Below are 16745 nucleotides of genomic sequence, written 5' to 3'. Positions count from 1 at the left end.
GCCGATTACGGCTTGAGAAGCATTTCGAGCCTTTCGACCAAATCCTTCGGATCACCTTCGATCCGGAGGATTTTTTTGCGCGATGTATCGCCGGAGATCAGTTCGATCGAGGATTTCGGAATGCCGAGCGCTTTGGAGAGAAGCGCAATCAGCGCCTTGTTGGCTTTTCCCTTTTCGGGGACTGCCGTGACGCGGGCCTTCAGATGACTCGCGCCGTCTCCCTCGGTCTCGATACCATCGATCGCATCGCGCCCGCCGTTCGGCGTGAGCCGTATGGCGAGGCGGACGTGGTCATCGAAAATCTTCCAGGCGGAGGTCACGCCACCAGCGGGAAAATCGTGTTCCACATGAAGGAGCGCAGGAAGAAGATGATCAGCAGCAGGATGATTGGCGAGATGTCTATGCCGCCCAGATTGGGCAGCAAACGGCGGATCGGCCGGAGCAGCGGTTCGGTGACATTATAGAGGAACATGCCGACCGAATTGACGAACTGATTGCTGGAGTTGATGACGTTGAAGGCGTAGAGCCACGAGAAAATGGCGCTCGCAATCAGCACCCAAGTGTAAAGATTCAAAGCCAAATCAATGGTTTGAAAGAGGGCAATCATCGTCGTCTCCAGTTCGTTGCTGACAGACATGTAGCCATTGGCGGCTAAACGGGCAAGTGCCGCGTAAAAACGGGTGGTGAATCGCGCTTTCCGGTGTGCCAGAGGCTCGTCGAACGCATCGTTCAGCAGAAGAGCAGATTGACGGCCGGATCTTGTTCGTTGGGGATCAAAAGGGGAGCGAGCGGGGGTGCGTTTAAGCGGAGAGCGCAGCCATTGAGCTCGGTGCGGTCTTTGCCGTCTTGCCTTCGAAGACGATATCGAGAAATTCGTTGAGCCATGCCTTGAAGTGGCGCGTCGAAAAGCATGCGCCCTTCGAGATGCTCACGCCCCTGCTGCGCATTGGGCAGGATGAAGCGATGGGCGCCATGGACGACCCAGCGGTGCATCATTACGCGAGTGAGCTCCGCATGGAACTGCAGCGCCCAGGCATTGCGGTTGTAGCAAAAGGCCTGGTTGGGATAGGTATCGCCTTCTGCGAGCAGGTGAGCGCCGTGCGGCAGATCGAAGCCTTCACGATGGAAGTGATAGACCATCTTCGGCCAATGCATCAGCAGCCGGCCCTTTTCGGTCGGTCGCAGCGGATACCAGCCGATCTCGGTCGAGCCGTCGGCATTTGGCTGGACCTTGCCGCCGAGATGGCGCACGAGCATCTGTGCTCCAAGGCAGATACCGAGCAGCGGCCGGTTCTCTTTGAGCGGAATGTCCATCCAGTTGATCTCTGTCTTGACGAAATCGTCGGGATCGTTTGCGCTCATAGGTCCGCCGAACACCACCGCTCCGGCATGGCCTTCGAGCGTGGTCGGCAGCTTGTCGCCGAGAGCAGGGCGGCGTATGTCGAGGCGATAACCCTTCTCGACCAGGAGCTGACCGACGCGACCGGGGCTGGAGTGCTCCTGGTGCAGAACGATCAGGACCGGGCGTTTGTCGCGGCTGAGCGGGCGGTCAATCGGCGTCATCTTGCTGTACCACCGCATGGGTCACGCGGGCGGCGGCCTCCTGACGCTTCTGGATGCGCTCGCGGGAGGAGACGCCGAGCAGGTCGGCGATCCGCCAGATGACGTGGTCCTCCATCTCGCTGCGCTCGCCATCGGCATAGACGATGTCCCAAAGGATGCCGATGAGTTCCAGCCGCTGCTCGGTGTTGAGATGGCGCTTCAGATCCGATGTGAAGTGATAATAGTCAACAGCGGTGCTTTCTGCTGCCTGCGCTGCTGCGATCACGCCGTCCAGCTGCTTTCCGTCGAGACGATATTGCTCCTTCAGCAGTTTGCGCAGCCGCTTCTTTTCGCTGTCTTTGATTTTGCCGTCAGCTTCCATCACCTGCATGCAGAGAGCGGCAACGGCGACGCGCGGATCGTCAGGATCGAAACCCTTCTTGGGATTGTCGGCAGTGATGTTGTGGAGGAATGCCTGAAAACGTTCGAACATGCGGATTTTCGTTCCATTCAGAAAAGGCGAAGCCGTGTCTTGGGTTCCGGTTCCGCGCTTGTATTGTGAACGCCAGGATCATCCGGCATTCCATAATAGGGCTGTGGTTGTGGCTGCTCATGAACCACGGCCGCGTTGGCCGGCTTCGGCACGGAAGCCGGTGCCGGGCGCGCTGCCTCGGCAATCGTTGCGGCGCGCTCCAGTTCGATGATTCGATGGTCGTTAGCCGCGCTTTCCGACCGTGTCCCGCGCACGGGCGGCAGGGTTTTCAGCGCGGTATCGATGGAGACGGTGGAACCTTCCTCGACCGGTCCCTCGAGTTGGCCAAAGGGCGCCTTCCACTCGAAGGCGTCGAGACGGCCGGTGACGGGTGAGACAGGAAGCCATTTATCCGAAACGAAACCGTCTGCGACCCAGGCCGGATCGCGTGGAGCCTTGAGCGCTTGCGCCAGCCAGTGGCGGACGCGACCCTGGTCGCCGGTGTCGGCTTCCTCGATATCGGCAAGCAGCAGGAAGGCTGCTTCCCGCGGCTGCATGCGGGCAGCGGCTTCGGCCTTGACCCGCGCCTTGGTGAAGTCCCTCGCATCGAGCGCCGCCTGCGCCACGACGAGGAGCGATTCGACGTTGTTTGGGCGCAAGGCCTCCAGCCGCTCAGCGCGTTTCAGGCGATCAACCGTGGAGTCACCGCTTCGGGCGAGAACATAGGCCCGGCCGACTTCGGGATGCGGTTCTGCCCTCCATGCCTGCTCGAGGATCGAGGCAGCCTTGCGCACTTTGTCTTCGCGGAAAAGCGCCTTGGCAGCAATAAGGGCGGCCGGCTGGAAATCCGGGATGAGCTTCAGCGCGTATGTCGCGTCGTCGCGCGCGCCGGCAGGGTCGCTTTCCAGCTTGTCGTCGGCACGAGCCGTGAGCAGGACCCCTCGCAGGCGGTCCGCCTCCTGTTTTTCGATGACACGGGCAGCTTTCTGCCGGTCGAGAAGGCGAATGGCATCGTCCCAGTGGCCGGCCTGGCTGCGATACTCCAGCGTCGCCTGAGCTGCCCAGGGCAGATAGGGCGCGGTGTCGGCCGCCTTTTCGGCATATTGGCGAGCGGCCTCTTTGGCGCCAAGGCGTTTGGCTTCGAGATAAAGCCCGCGAAGGCCGAGTTCACGCGTTTCCGGATCGTTGGCCATGGCCTCGAATTTGGCGCGCGCCTCGTCATGCCGTCCCTCGATCAAGGCCGCCTGTGCTTCGAGGAGGTTGATCAGCGGTTCCTGATCAGCGCGGATGAGCCCTCGGGATCTGGCTGCCATCTTGCGTGCCAGCAGGGCATTGCCGGCGCCGGCAGCGATAAGACCGGTCGACAGCGCCTGATAGCCGCGGTCCCGCTTGCGGGCGCGAAAATAGCGGGTGACGGAATGGGGCGAGGTCCAAATCGTGCGGACCAGCCACCAACCGACCATGACGATGGCAAGCAGCGCTATGAGGCCGCTTGCCGCGACAATCAGCTTTGTTTGATAGAGCTGACCTTCCCAGACCAGCGACAGATCGCCTGGGCGGTCTGCAAGCCAGGAAAAGCCATAGCCGAGAACGAGAACGAGGACGGCGAAGACCACGAGACGGATCATCGGTCAGCCCTCCTTGCCAGTGCCGGAGATGGCATTGGAGAGCGTGCCCGCGACAAGTTCCTCGACGCGGATGCGAGCTTCCAGCGACTGCTTGAAGGCCGCAGAAGCCTGTTTTGCGTTCGCGGGCAAATTGTTCCACTCGTCGGAGGCACCCGGGAGGTCGCCATTCTTCACCTTATCTTCCATGCGGGCGGCGACTGCCTCAACGCTGTCGCCTTCGATGTTTCCGACAGGGCGCACTATGACCAGCGACTTGGCGCTCGCCATCAGCCGGTCGGACCAGCTCTGGTTCGGATACTGCTGGTCGGCGGAATGGACGATGGCGGTCGCGACATCGGGAATTTGGCGGATCAGCTCGGTGCGCGACGGTACGCCGGTTTCGGCAAAGTTGCGAAGATCGGCGACGGCGGGGTCGTCGGGAGAAACGCCGGCAAAGGTGTCGAGCTCGGCCATGAAGGGACCGCCACGGTCGATTGCCGCCTTGAGTGCAGCTGCCGCAATGGCCTTGGCGACGGCGACATCCTGACGCGGCTCGTTCAGCTTCTTCTCGGCTTCCTCGAGGCGCTTGGCGATATCGGCGTCGCTCGACGCCTCTTGTTGGGAGGATTGCGACAGCGAAGCTTGCAGCTGCTCCACCTGAGAGGTCAAATCCGCGACCTTCTGGTTCAGTGCGTCCACTGCTGCGGTATCTGCCGGCGCGGCGGTAGCGGGCGTCTTTGCGGCCGTTTCGAGGGTAGAGATGCGATCCTCAAGCGCGGCATTAGCCGTGTCGGGGGCTGCAGCGAGACTGGCGACGGATTGCTTGAGGCCGTCGATCTCAGCAGAAAGGTTGGCTGTTTCGGGCGACGTCTCCTGCAGCGGCGCCGAGGGTGCCGGAAGATAGCCTGCATATTGGATCACGCCAGCGCCGAGCAGGGCAACAAGGCCACCGAATATGCCGGCGGCGATAAGGCCGGAGGTCGTCCCGCCACGCTGTGGCTGCCGGACCGGTTCGGACGCCGCTCGCATCTCGGGCTGGGCGGGCTCCTCGGGAGTCGAGAGAGACTCGTCGGTGTCCCTTACCTGCGGCTCTTCGTTCGGGACAACAGTCTCGGCCTGATCGGCTGCGATCTCCCCGGGACCTGCAGCTTCTGCCTCAGTTGCGGGCTCTTCGGGCTTCTCGGTACCGGCTGCGTTGGCAATTTCCTGCGCCTCCAAATCGATCGTCACCGGCTCGTCGGTATTCTTCGAATGGCGTGGCGGCTTTCCCGATACCATGAGGATCCTCATTTTCCTGCATTGCAACGAAACTAGTCAGTGATGCCAGTGAAGAAAAGAGGCCACCTCAAATTTGGTGGGCTAACCCTTCAAAGAAGCGAGAGAAGGCTGGTTTCGTCAGGCGATGCTGCAATGCGAAGTTTTTTACCGAGCGCGGCCGGAATGGCCGTCGCAACTGATTTGCTGAGACATAAGATGAGGGCATCGTCAATCCAGGCCGATTCCGATTGGATTTCAGCGAGATGAAAAAAGCTCTCCGCAGTCTGACGGGAGTAGAGAAGTATGGCCTGTGGAGGCGGTGTCAGTGCCGTTCGCAGAGTGTCCGGATCGGGTGTTGCGGGCTGCATGCGATAGCATTCGATGACGTCGAGCTTCAGATCAAGTGCGCGTGACCTGAGTTCAAATGTCTCAGCGCGCGGCCGCCCGGCAAGATAGGTGACTGTCCCCCGCGTCTGACGTGCGATCAGTTCGGCCAGTTGCGCCCCGTCACCGGATGAAGCGGCGACCGAATTGAAGCCGATGGCTTGAGCTTCCGTCGCACTGGCGCCTCCGACCGCAAACAGAGGCCGCAGGAGATGGGGTTTGATATCTTCACCCGACAAAGAAAGCACGCGAACAGCCTCGGCGCTCGTGATTGCAATCGGGCCGTTGCTCTTCGTCAGCCCGTCTATTGCGGCCCTGCTATCATGCACCGGCCGCGAGAGCGGCAACAGCACCGGCTCGTGCCCCATGTCGCGCAAGCTGTTGGCGGTTCGTTCCCCCGAAGGCAGTGGGCGGGTGACGAGCACGCGCATCGTGCATCAGCTCCAGTCGTCGAAGAAGCTGCTGCCGGCGCGCGCCCGGATGTCCTGACCGGCACGCGTGCCAAGCGCTGCGGCATCGCGCCGGTGTCCGTCGATGGTAACCGAATGCTGGTTACGGCCGTCCGGCGTGATGATCAGGCCGGAGAATTTGATCAGATCGCCTTCGCAGATGGCGTAGCCGCCGATTGGCGTGCGGCAGGAACCATCGAGTGCGCCAAGGAAAGCGCGCTCGCAGGATACGGCATCGAAGGTTATCGGGTCGTTGATCGGAACAATCAGATCGTCGGTTCTCTGATCGCCGATGCGGCTTTCGATGCAGATTGCGCCCTGTGCGGGCGCAGGCGGGAAAGTGTCGGGGTCAAGGATGTCGGTAATGACGCTGACCTTGCCGAGACGCTTCAGCCCCGCGAGCGCCAGCAGCGTCGCATCGACCTGGCCTTCGTCCAGCTTGCGCAGGCGGGTTTCGACGGCGCCCCGGAAGACAACGACCTTGATGTCCGGGCGCATGCGGCGGACCAGTGCCTGCCGGCGGAGCGAGGCCGATCCGACGGTTGCGCCGTGCGGCAGCTCCATCAGTTTCGGCGCCGTGCGGCCGATCACTGCATCGCGAATGTCTTCGCGCGGCAGAAACGCGGAAAGATAGAGTCCTTCCGGCAGCACCGTCGGCATGTCCTTGGCGGAGTGGACGGCGAGGTCGAGGTCGCCGCTGGCGAGCTTTTCTTCCAGTTCCTGTGTAAAAAGCCCCTTACCGCCGATTGCGGCGAGCGAGCGGTCGGTGATGCGATCGCCTGTCGTCGTCAGCACGACGATTTCGAACATTTCCTCCGGCAGGCCGTGCGCTGCCATCAGCCGGTCGCGCGCTTCGTGGGCCTGGGCTAGCGCCAGCGGGCTGCCTCGCGTGCCGATCCGGAAAGGTTTTGTTTGCATCCGCTTTGATCCGTTGTTACCGGAAGGTCTCGTAACCGGGTTTATCAACCATCGCAATCAACGATAGGCTTCATGGCTCCCTTTCTCCGCATCCTCGGCATCGAAACAAGCTGCGACGAGACCGCTGCGGCTGTTGTCGAGCGCGATGCCGACGGGCGCTCGAACGTGCTCTCCGACGTCGTTCTGAGTCAGCTCGACGAGCATAGCGCCTATGGCGGCGTCGTACCAGAGATCGCCGCGCGCGCCCATGTCGAGGCGCTCGACACGCTGATCGACGAAGCCTTGCAGCGCGCCAATCTGTCGCTCTCCGACGTCGATGCGATTGCCGCAACCTCCGGGCCGGGGCTGATCGGCGGACTGCTGGTGGGGCTGATGACCGGCAAGGCGATCGCCAAGGCCGCCGGCAAGCCACTCTATGCCGTGAACCATCTCGAAGGCCATGCGCTGACGGCGCGGCTGACGGATGGGCTCGCCTTTCCCTATCTGATGCTGCTGGTGTCCGGCGGGCATACGCAGCTCATCCTCGTTCGCGGCATCGGTCGATACGAGCGCTGGGGAACGACGATCGACGATGCGCTTGGCGAGGCATTCGACAAGACCGCGAAGCTGCTGGGGCTGCCCTATCCAGGCGGGCCGCAGGTGGAAGAGGCAGCAAAGGACGGCAATCCGGACCGCTTCGACTTCCCGCGGCCACTGGTCGGAGAAGCGCGCCTCGATTTCTCCTTCTCGGGGTTGAAAACGGCGGTAAGGCAGGCAGCGACGGATATCGCGCCGCTGACCGACAAGGATGTCGCCGATATCTGCGCCTCGTTCCAGAAGGCGATTTCGCGGACGTTGAAAGATCGCATCGGCCGCGGATTGCCGCGGTTCAAAGCGGAGTTTCCGCATCTGAACGAGAAGCCGGCTTTGGTCGTCGCGGGAGGGGTCGCGGCCAATCTGGAAGTGCGCGGTACGCTGCAGGCGCTTTGCGACAAACACGGGTTTCGCTTCGTCGCGCCGCCGCTGAGATTGTGCACCGACAATGCTGTCATGATCGCCTGGGCGGGGCTCGAGCGCATGGCCACGGGTGTTGCGCCGGATGACCTCGATGTCCAGCCACGCTCGCGCTGGCCACTGGATTCGAATGCGGAAGCGCTGATCAGCTACGGAAAGCGGGGAGCAAAGGCATGAGTGAGCGGATTGCTGTCGTTGGCGCCGGTGCGTTCGGAACGGCGCTTGCAGCCGTTATTACCCTGACCGGCCGCAGTCAGGTCACGCTTGTCGGCCGCGATCCTTCGCTGATCGCCGACCTGAAGGAGGAACGCATCCACGATGCCGTTCTTCCCGGGATTGTGCTGCCGGAAGCGCTTGCCTTTTCGGCGGAGCCTGACGCGATCACTGATGCGGATATCGTGCTCTTCGCCATGCCGTCGCAGGCGCAGGCGGATGCGGCCCGGCAATATGGCCGCTATCTTGCCAAGGACGCGATCGTTGTTACCTGCGCCAAGGGCATCGAGCGGGCGACCGGCAACCTGCTGACCGATATGCTCGAACGCGAGTTGCCGCAGCATCACATTGCGGTGTTGTCCGGGCCGGGCTTTGCATCTGATATCGCGAAGGGGCTGCCGACAGCGATGGCAATTGCGGCGTCGGATATGGCTGTCGCCGACCGGCTTGCGCAGGCAATTTCCGGCCGGACCTTCCGGCTTTACGCATCGGTCGACCGCATCGGAGTGCAGCTCGGCGGCGCCCTGAAAAACGTTCTGGCGATTGCCTGCGGCATTGTTGAAGGCTGCGGCATCGGCGATTCCGCGCGTGCGGCCCTCATTGCACGCGGACTGGCGGAGATGTCGCGCCTCGTGGTCGCCAAGGGCGGGCAGGCGGATACGGTGCGCGGGCTTTCCGGGCTGGGCGACCTGGTCTTGACGGCAACGAGCCATCAGTCGCGCAACCTGCGCTTCGGCATTGCGCTCGGACGCGGCGAAAAGGCCGATCCCTCGCATGGCGATCTGGTGGAAGGCGCATTTGCCGCGGCCGTCGCCTCGCGGTTGGCACAAGAGGTCGGCGTCGAAATGCCGATCACCGACGCCGTCTCGGCCATTATCGACGGCAAGCTCGGGATTGCAGAGGCCATCGAACAATTGATGACACGTCCGATTACGACCGAATAGGAGACAGACATGTTTTTCGCCCTTCTTTGCAAGGATAAGCCGGAGCATCTCAATCTGCGTATGGAAGTGCGCCCCGTGCATGTGGAATACTTGAACAAGCTGAATGCCGACGGCGCGCTCGGCATGGCCGGACCGTTCCTCGACGGCGACGGCAAGCCTTGCGGCAGCCTGGTGATCGTGAAGGCTGAGACGGCCGAAGCAGCCAAGGCGCTTGCCGATGCCGACCCCTATGCGAAAGCCGGCCTGTTCGAGAGCGTCGAGATTAAGCCGTTCAACTGGGTCTTCAACAAACCGGAGGCGTGAAATGGCGCATTGGCTCTATAAATCCGAACCGTCTTCCTGGTCCTGGGAGCAGCAGAAGGCTGCGGGCAAGAAGGGTACCGAGTGGACGGGCGTTCGCAACTACCTTGCCCGCAATAACATGCGCGCCATGCAGATCGGCGACAAAGGCTTCTTCTACCATTCCAACGACGGTCTGGAGATCGTCGGCATTGTCGAGGTCTGCGCGCTGTCGCATCCGGATTCCACGGCAAAGGGCGATCCGAAATGGGATTGCGTCGATATCCGCGCCGTGCGCGATATGCCGAATCCCGTGACGCTGAAGGACATCAAGGCGAACGAGAAGCTTTCGAAGATGTCTCTGGTGACCTCGATGCGGCTTTCGGTCCAGCCGGTGACCGACGATGAGTGGCTCGAAGTCTGCCGCATGGGCGGCCTCGACAATCCGCCGCGCTGACCGACTTTGAAGACCGATCCGGAAGTCTTCATCCGCGCCAATACGAGCCTGATCACGCCGCCGCATGTGCCGGAGATCAGGCTGCACCTCGCGAGCGAAGCGCACGAACTCTGGCTCAAGACCGAGGAAGAACTGGCGGAGATCGGTCTGCCGCCGCCGTTCTGGGCCTTCGCCTGGGCAGGCGGGAAGGGACTTGCACGCTATATCCTCGATCATCCGCAGACGGTGCGGGGCAAGCGCGTTTTCGACTTTGCAACGGGCTCAGGCCTCGTCGCGATCGCGGCGAAACTGGCAGGTGCGGCGGCGGTGAGGGCTGCGGACATCGATCCCTGGGCCGAAACTGCCGTGCGGCTCAATGCAGCCGCAAACGGTGTCTCGGTTGATTTCGATGGCGCCGATCTCATCGGTCAGGACGTCGATGCCGATGTCGTGCTGGCGGGCGACGTTTTCTATGACCGCGCTTTCGCGGAGGCGCTCGTTCCGTGGTTCGAGCAGCTCTCCGGTGAAGGCAAGGAGGTGGTCGGCGATCCGGGACGCGCCTATGTGCCGAAAGAACGGCTGGAGTTTTGCGCGATCTACGAAGTCCCCGTGACGCGGGCGCTCGAGGATAGCGAGATCAAGAAAACGACTGTCTGGCGGTTCAGGGCCTGATTACGCAGACGTTGGCCTCATAGCTGCAAGGGTCACCCTGCTGGGCGACATCAATCACCTTGGCTATAGGCGCGAGGGATGCGGCCTGCGGTGCGCCGTAGGGCGCATAACCCTCGGCGCCGAAATAGGTGTTGCCTTCCGTCTCATAGGCGTAGGAGCCGCCGTACACGCCATTGTGACCGTCGTAAGCGCCATTGTAGAAGTTCGGTGCCAGTTGCGGCGATACGGCAATGACACTGCGGACGCGATAGCCGTTCCATGACGGTGAGAAATGCCTGAGGCGAACAAAGCGCTTGTGGAAGTGCCGGCGATCGCCGAACTCGTGATTGAAGAACCTTTGATTGCCGAACAAGGGCTTGCCGAACAAGGGCTTGGCGCTGTTTACCCTGTGAAACATGCCGGGATGATGCGAGTGGCGCTCGCCTGCGCTGGCAGGAAGCGCAATCAACGCGCATAGCACCAGCGGAACGACTTTCGACATACGCTGCAACATGGACGCTGGCCTCCGGAAATCCGACATTAACAAATCGTTAACGCCAGCTTGCGTCAAAAGCGTCCTTAAGTCCACTTGAGCGATGAAAAATCAGGATAAAATGTAAGTGGCAGCGGGTGAGTTTTTGTTTCAGACCACCTTGCGGGGGCGCGAATCGATTAAAATAAGGCGCGACAAGAATTGCACTTGTCCTCAGGGGTTTCGAAGATTAAACGTCGCCATGATGCAACGCACACAGACAAATTTGTCATTCCTGTGGTTGCCTTGGATGCTCCGAACATACAGGAGCGCAGAGAAGACGCCGCGAGGTTCTGATGGCGAATGTAACAAGTAACCGGCCCCTGTCGCCGCATTTGCAAATTTATAAGCCTATTCCCACAATGGTTATGTCGATTGTCCACCGAATTACCGGTGCGGCGCTCTATTTCGGCACGATCCTGGTTGCCTGGTGGCTGATCGCCGCGGCGACCGGCCAGGCCTCTTTCGACCTGGTCAATTGGATATTCGGCAGCATCATCGGCAAGATTGTCCTGCTCGGCTATACCTGGGCGTTGCTGCACCACATGCTCGGCGGCTTCCGCCACCTGATGTGGGATCTCGGCCATGGTTTCGAAAAAGAGCTCTCCACCAAGCTCGCCATCGCCAACATCATCGGATCGCTCTGTCTGACCGTCCTGGTCTGGGTGATCGGCTTCCTCATTCGCTTCTGAAGGTCGCTCTCATGGATATGCGCACCCCTCTGGGTAAGGTTCGCGGCCTCGGCTCCGCCAAGGAAGGCACCGACCACTTCTGGCGCCAGCGCCTGACGGCCGTCGCCAACATCCCGCTCATCGTCTTCTTCGTCATCTTCATGATCGTCTATGCCGGCGCTCCATACGCGGATGTCGTGCATGCGCTGTCGAACCCCTTCGTGGCGGTCATCATGGGCCTGATGGTGATCTCGGGCATCATCCACATGCGCCTCGGCATGCAGGTGATCATCGAGGACTACGTGCATGGTGAGATCTGCAAGCTTGTCCTGCTGATGCTGAACACGTTTTTCGCGCTCCTGGTCGCAGGGTTCTGTCTCTTCGCCATTCTGAAAATTGCATTTGTAGGATAACCGTATCATGGCACCGACTTCACCCGCCCAGAATGGGAAGGCCTACAAGTATGTCGATCACTCCTACGACGTGATCGTCGTTGGCGCCGGCGGCGCCGGTCTTCGCGCCACGCTCGGCATGGCCGAGCAGGGCTTCCGCACCGCCTGCATCACCAAGGTATTCCCCACCCGTTCGCACACGGTTGCGGCGCAGGGCGGCATTGCCGCATCGCTGCAGAACATGACGCCGGACAGCTGGCAGTGGCACCTCTACGACACCGTCAAGGGCTCCGACTGGCTCGGCGACGTCGACGCCATGCAGTACATGGTCATGGAAGCGCCGAAGGCCGTCTACGAGCTCGAACATTACGGCGTGCCCTTCTCGCGCAATGAGGAAGGCAAGATCTACCAGCGTCCATTTGGCGGCCACATGCAGAATTTTGGCGACGGCCCGCCGGTGCAGCGCACTTGCGCCGTTGCCGACCGTACCGGCCACGCCATCCTGCACACGCTCTATGGCCAGTCGCTGCGCAACAACGCCGAATTCTTCATCGAGTATTTTGCCCTCGACCTCATCATGTCGGAAGACGGCAGCCGTTGCACCGGCGTCGTCGCCTGGAATCTCGACGACGGTACGATCCATCGCTTCGCCGCCAAGATGGTCGTACTGGCGACCGGCGGTTACGGCCGCGCCTATTTCTCTGCGACATCGGCCCATACGTGCACCGGCGACGGCGGCGGCATGGTTGCCCGCGCAGGGCTGCCGCTGGAGGATATGGAATTCGTGCAGTTCCATCCGACCGGCATCTACGGCTCGGGCTGTCTGATCACGGAAGGCGCGCGCGGCGAAGGCGGCTATCTCGTCAATGCCGAAGGCGAGCGTTTCATGGAGCGCTACGCGCCGTCCGCCAAGGACCTCGCCTCGCGCGACGTGGTTTCCCGCTGCATGACGCTGGAAATCCGCGAAGGCCGCGGCGTCGGCAAGAACAAGGACCACATCTTCCTGCATCTCGACCATCTTGACCCGGCCGTTCTGCACGAGCGCCTGCCGGGCATCTCCGAGAGCGCCAAGATCTTTGCCGGCGTCGACGTGACCCGCGAGCCGATCCCGGTCCTGCCGACCGTCCACTACAACATGGGCGGCATTCCGACGAACTTCTGGGGCGAAGTGCTGAACGCCGACAGCGCCAATCCGGACCGTGTCATCCCCGGTCTGATGGCCGTCGGCGAAGCGGGCTGTGCCTCGGTGCATGGTGCCAACCGCCTCGGCTCCAACTCGCTGATCGACCTGGTCGTCTTCGGCCGTGCCGCGGCGATCCGCGCCGCCGAGGTCATCGATCGTGCAGCACCGGTGCCGCATCTGAATGTCGCCGCCTGCGACAAGATCATGGACCGCTTCGACGGTTTGCGCCACGCCAGCGGCAGCACGCCTACAGCGCATCTGCGTGAAAAGATGCAGCGCGCCATGCAGGAAGACGCAGCGGTCTTCCGCACACAGGAATCGCTGGAATCCGGCTGCCGCCGCCTTTCGGAGATCTGGGGCGAGATGAAGGACATCAAGGTCAGCGACCACTCGATGATCTGGAATTCCGACCTCGTCGAAACGCTGGAACTGCAGAACCTCATGGCCAACGCGATCACGACGATCTACAGCGCCGAGGCCCGCAAGGAGAGCCGCGGCTCTCACGCGCGCGAGGACTACACCAGCGGTCCGTTCGGCGGCCGCGACGACGAGAACTGGCGCAAGCACACGCTCGCCTGGGTCAACGAGGCCGGCGACGTCAAGCTCGACTACCGCCCGGTTCACACCGAGCTCATCGCAGAAGGCATCGATCCCAAGAAGATCGCGCCGAAGGCTCGCGTGTATTAAGAGGAACTGGACATGGTTGAACTCGCTCTCCCCAAGAACTCCCAGATGCGCGAAGGCAAGGTATGGCCGAAGCCCGCGGGTGCCAAGAACACCCGTGAGTTCCGTGTCTACCGCTGGAACCCGGATGACGGCCAGAACCCGTCGATCGACACCTTCTATATCGATGTCGACGATTGCGGTCCGATGGTTCTCGACGGCTTGCTCTACATCAAGAACAACATCGATCCGACGCTGACGCTGCGCCGTTCCTGTCGCGAAGGCATTTGCGGTTCGTGCGCGATGAATATCGATGGCACCAATACGCTTGCCTGCACCAAGGGTCTGGATGACATCAAAGGCACGGTGAAGATCTATCCGCTGCCGCACATGCCGGTGGTGAAGGATCTGGTTCCCGATCTCACCAACTTTTATGCCCAGCACCGTTCGATCGAGCCGTGGCTGAAGACGGTTTCGCCGACGCCGGCCAAGGAATGGAAGCAGAGCCACGAGGATCGCCAGAAGCTCGATGGCCTCTACGAGTGCATTCTCTGCGCCTGCTGCTCGACCTCCTGTCCGAGCTACTGGTGGAACGGCGACCGCTATCTCGGCCCGGCCGTCCTGCTGCAGGCCTATCGCTGGCTCATCGATTCAAGAGATGAAGCGACCGGCGAACGTCTCGACAATCTCGAGGACCCGTTCCGCCTCTATCGCTGCCATACGATCATGAACTGCGCGCAGACCTGCCCGAAGGGTCTCAACCCTGCCAAGGCGATCGCCGAAATCAAGAAGATGATGGTCGAACGCCGGGTCTGATTCCCGAATGTTTTCCAGGTACCCGGCGCCGGCCAATCGCGGCGCCTGGTACTTCACCGCTTACCCACCGGCGGGAATACGCATAAAGATCGCACACTCCATCACCTTGCTGACAAATTCTGCCTGCAGGAAGTCCGAAAGGCTTCAGCTGAGTTGTCCCGGTTCGGGTACAGAAATCATCACGGGCAATTTATGGCTGTGCCGACTTGATTAACCAAAGTGAAATACGGTAATTCGAAAATCGGTCTGATGGCTAATACTGCCCTGCAAGAGCGGACAATCAGGAGCATTATGATGCAGTTGCGATATGTGTTGACAGGTGTAACGGTTGTTCTGTCGTTGGCTGGCTGCCAGCGGACGGCATATGACAGTGCGAGTTACTCGCCGGCTCCTCTCGCAGCGCAGCCTGTTCCTTCCGTCCAGGGCGGCCAACTTCCACCGCCGGGGGGTGCTTCCCAGTTTCCGGCTGCTCCCACGGCAGCGCCGACCACTCCGGGCCAGACGGGCGCGATGGCGGCAAACGCGCTCGACGTGACAAAGGAATCGATGGTCGGCAGCTGGCGGGTCAACGGCAGCTGCGACATGTTCCTGACCCTGACCAATCTCGGCAGCGGCTCGCGCGGTGGCACACGCGGCTGTGTCGGCGAACTGACGACGATGGGATCCTGGGAAGTCTCCGGCAAGCAGGTCCTGCTGAAGGATCGCGGCGGCAACCAGATCGGCAGCGTTTATAAGACGGCCGACAACAGCTTCTCCGGCCAGACCAACAGCGGACAGCCGATCACTCTCAGCCGGTAAGGCAACCGGCGGTCGCGCCGCCAACGACGCATAGGCGACTGATCCTCATGCAGCCCATCCCCGAATACACTTCGAGCGTCAGCGAGCACCTGAAATCGCTGACAGCTTCCGGTTCGCTTCAGATTGATGCCGCGCAGATGGACGTGGCGAAATGCCTTGACCGGGTGCTTTTTGAACTGAAGCGCCGCCGCCCGGCCGCGAAATCGAGCTCGCTCGGCTGGCTCTTTGCTCCTAAGAAGAAAGCGGCAGATCACATCAAAGGGCTCTACATTCACGGCAGCGTCGGCCGCGGCAAGACGATGCTGATGGATCTCTTTTATGGCATGGCGCCTTGTTCGAAGAAGCGCCGCGCGCATTTCCATGAATTCATGGCCGATGTCCATAATCGCATCGCCGCACATCGCCACAAGCTGAAAAATGGCGAAACCAAACAGGCCGATCCGGTTCCGCCTGTTGCGGCGGCGTTGTACGCGGAAGCCGAACTTCTCTGCTTCGATGAGTTTACGGTGACGGACATCGCCGACGCGATGATCCTCTCTCGGCTGTTCTCGGAGCTTTTCGCGCGCGGTTGCGTGCTCATCGCGACATCGAATGTCGAGCCCGACAATCTTTACAGGGACGGCCTCAATCGCGGCCTTTTCCTGCCGTTCATCGGACTCCTGAAAAAGAACATCGAGGTAGTGACGCTCGACTCGCCGACTGACTACCGCATGGAGAAGCTGAACAGCCAGCCGGTTTACTTGACGCCGATAGACAAGCGGACGGATATGGCTATGGATGCCTCGTGGACACAGGCGCTGCACGGGCGCAAGGCCCAGCCGCTCGATATACCGATGAAGGGCAGGTCGATCCACGTGCCGCTCGCCGTCGATCGCATGGCGCGGTTTTCCTTCGCCGATCTTTGTGACAAGGCGATGGGTGCCGCAGACTTCCTCGCCATCGCCAAACGGTTCGATACAATTTTTATTGATCGCATCCCGTTGCTTAGTGCGGACAAGCGGAACCAGGCCAAGCGTTTCATCATTCTTGTCGATACGCTCTACGACCATGGAGTTCGGCTTCATGCGTCCGCCGCCGCCATGCCGGAAGATTTGCTCGTCGAGCGGCGGGGGACGGAAGGCTTCGAATTCGACCGCACCGTCTCGCGTCTTTTCGAGATGCGGAGCTCGGAATATCTCGCACTGCATCGTGAAAGACGAGCCGCCGAGTAACATTTTGGTGACGAAATATCTTACGTTTACGTAAGATATTTTTGATCTAAACGTTTGAAATTGCTGTGTACAAAATAACACGTTGCCATTTTTTCGCTTTGGGTCTATGCGATTGCGGCATTGGACGACGCTTGGACGCGCCGCCCGCCTGATTTTGATCGCAAAGGAAACAGCGAAATGGCGCGTAACAAAATCGCACTCATCGGTTCTGGCATGATTGGTGGCACGCTGGCGCATCTCGCCGGCCTGAAAGAGCTCGGCGACATCGTCCTCTTCGATATCGCCGACGGCATTCCTCAGGGTAAGGGTCTCGACATTGCCCAATCGTCGCCGG

The 16745-nt window shown here is 61.1% G+C and carries 20 protein-coding genes and 1 pseudogene; 12 read left to right on the top strand and 9 right to left on the bottom strand.

What is annotated here, in order from left to right:
* Window positions 1–5: 5 nt before the first annotated feature.
* From HGP14_RS20150 to hemC, 8 genes and pseudogenes are all read right to left on the bottom strand, one after another.
* Window positions 6–320 (bottom strand): DUF167 domain-containing protein, encoded by a 315-nt coding sequence (locus HGP14_RS20150; protein WP_168831667.1) that lies wholly within the window; start codon window positions 318–320, stop codon window positions 6–8.
* On the bottom strand, window positions 317–607 hold the full coding sequence (locus HGP14_RS20145) for a YggT family protein (RefSeq protein WP_168831917.1): 291 nt from the start codon (window positions 605–607) through the stop codon (window positions 317–319). The genes HGP14_RS20150 and HGP14_RS20145 overlap by 4 nt, the downstream gene beginning before the upstream one ends.
* Window positions 608–800: 193 nt before the next feature.
* Window positions 801–1563: pseudogene (locus tag HGP14_RS20140) on the bottom strand (glutamine amidotransferase).
* Window positions 1550–2035, bottom strand: coding sequence for a TerB family tellurite resistance protein (locus HGP14_RS20135; RefSeq protein ID WP_168831666.1), 486 nt, complete (start codon window positions 2033–2035; stop codon window positions 1550–1552). Before HGP14_RS20135 ends, HGP14_RS20140 begins: the two are co-directional and overlap by 14 nt.
* 17 nt (window positions 2036–2052) lie before the next feature.
* A complete protein-coding gene (locus HGP14_RS20130; RefSeq protein WP_168831665.1) occupies window positions 2053–3642 on the bottom strand; it encodes a heme biosynthesis protein HemY in 1590 nt (529 codons plus the stop codon).
* A gap of 3 nt (window positions 3643–3645) precedes the next feature.
* The gene (locus tag HGP14_RS20125; protein ID WP_168831664.1) at window positions 3646–4899 is read right to left on the bottom strand and encodes a COG4223 family protein; all 1254 of its coding nucleotides are present in this window, start codon (window positions 4897–4899) and stop codon (window positions 3646–3648) included.
* A gap of 89 nt (window positions 4900–4988) precedes the next feature.
* Window positions 4989–5693, bottom strand: a complete 705-nt coding sequence (locus HGP14_RS20120) for a uroporphyrinogen-III synthase (protein WP_168831663.1) — start codon at window positions 5691–5693, stop codon at window positions 4989–4991.
* A gap of 6 nt (window positions 5694–5699) precedes the next feature.
* Entirely contained in the window at window positions 5700–6629 is a 930-nt protein-coding gene (gene hemC, locus HGP14_RS20115; RefSeq protein WP_168831662.1) for a hydroxymethylbilane synthase, read from the bottom strand.
* Window positions 6630–6701: 72 nt separating this feature from the next.
* Between hemC and tsaD the strand changes: the two genes are divergently transcribed.
* From tsaD to HGP14_RS20090, 5 genes are read left to right on the top strand one after another with little or no spacing between them, the layout of a single operon-like run.
* A complete protein-coding gene (gene tsaD / locus HGP14_RS20110) occupies window positions 6702–7799 on the top strand; it encodes a tRNA (adenosine(37)-N6)-threonylcarbamoyltransferase complex transferase subunit TsaD (RefSeq protein WP_168831661.1) in 1098 nt (365 codons plus the stop codon).
* The gene (locus HGP14_RS20105) at window positions 7796–8779 is read left to right on the top strand and encodes an NAD(P)H-dependent glycerol-3-phosphate dehydrogenase (protein WP_168831660.1); all 984 of its coding nucleotides are present in this window, start codon (window positions 7796–7798) and stop codon (window positions 8777–8779) included. The genes tsaD and HGP14_RS20105 overlap by 4 nt, the downstream gene beginning before the upstream one ends.
* Before the next feature lie 9 nt (window positions 8780–8788).
* Window positions 8789–9082, top strand: coding sequence for a YciI-like protein (locus HGP14_RS20100; RefSeq protein ID WP_168831659.1), 294 nt, complete (start codon window positions 8789–8791; stop codon window positions 9080–9082).
* A gap of 1 nt (window position 9083) precedes the next feature.
* Complete coding sequence (locus tag HGP14_RS20095; protein WP_168831658.1) at window positions 9084–9515, top strand: EVE domain-containing protein; 432 nt, start codon at window positions 9084–9086, stop codon at window positions 9513–9515.
* 6 nt (window positions 9516–9521) lie between these two features.
* Window positions 9522–10166, top strand: coding sequence for a class I SAM-dependent methyltransferase (locus HGP14_RS20090; RefSeq protein WP_168831657.1), 645 nt, complete (start codon window positions 9522–9524; stop codon window positions 10164–10166).
* On the opposite strand, the gene HGP14_RS20085 is transcribed toward HGP14_RS20090, so the two are convergent.
* Complete coding sequence (locus tag HGP14_RS20085; protein ID WP_168831656.1) at window positions 10156–10659, bottom strand: hypothetical protein; 504 nt, start codon at window positions 10657–10659, stop codon at window positions 10156–10158. The genes HGP14_RS20090 and HGP14_RS20085 overlap by 11 nt on opposite strands.
* Before the next feature lie 314 nt (window positions 10660–10973).
* Between HGP14_RS20085 and sdhC the strand changes: the two genes are divergently transcribed.
* From sdhC to HGP14_RS20050, 7 genes are all read left to right on the top strand, one after another.
* The gene (gene sdhC, locus HGP14_RS20080; RefSeq protein WP_168831655.1) at window positions 10974–11369 is read left to right on the top strand and encodes a succinate dehydrogenase, cytochrome b556 subunit; all 396 of its coding nucleotides are present in this window, start codon (window positions 10974–10976) and stop codon (window positions 11367–11369) included.
* 11 nt (window positions 11370–11380) lie between these two features.
* Window positions 11381–11761, top strand: coding sequence for a succinate dehydrogenase, hydrophobic membrane anchor protein (gene sdhD, locus HGP14_RS20075; protein ID WP_168831654.1), 381 nt, complete (start codon window positions 11381–11383; stop codon window positions 11759–11761).
* Between the two features lie 7 nt (window positions 11762–11768).
* On the top strand, window positions 11769–13610 hold the full coding sequence (gene sdhA, locus HGP14_RS20070; protein WP_168831653.1) for a succinate dehydrogenase flavoprotein subunit: 1842 nt from the start codon (window positions 11769–11771) through the stop codon (window positions 13608–13610).
* Between the two features lie 12 nt (window positions 13611–13622).
* Window positions 13623–14402 (top strand): succinate dehydrogenase iron-sulfur subunit, encoded by a 780-nt coding sequence (locus HGP14_RS20065; protein ID WP_168831652.1) that lies wholly within the window; start codon window positions 13623–13625, stop codon window positions 14400–14402.
* A 294-nt stretch (window positions 14403–14696) separates the two neighbouring features.
* Window positions 14697–15200, top strand: coding sequence for a protease inhibitor Inh/omp19 family protein (locus tag HGP14_RS20060; protein ID WP_168831651.1), 504 nt, complete (start codon window positions 14697–14699; stop codon window positions 15198–15200).
* Between the two features lie 47 nt (window positions 15201–15247).
* Window positions 15248–16411: a cell division protein ZapE gene (gene zapE, locus HGP14_RS20055; protein WP_168831650.1), complete on the top strand. Its 1164-nt coding sequence runs from the start codon at window positions 15248–15250 to the stop codon at window positions 16409–16411.
* 177 nt (window positions 16412–16588) lie between these two features.
* A partial coding sequence (locus HGP14_RS20050; protein WP_409527092.1) for a lactate/malate family dehydrogenase occupies window positions 16589–16745 on the top strand: 157 nt, incomplete at its 3' end.

This window comes from Rhizobium sp. P32RR-XVIII (genome assembly GCF_012641395.1).
Taxonomy (GTDB): domain Bacteria; phylum Pseudomonadota; class Alphaproteobacteria; order Rhizobiales; family Rhizobiaceae; genus Rhizobium.
Note: the sequence above shows the minus strand (reverse complement) of the source record. Positions and strands in the feature narration are given on the sequence as shown.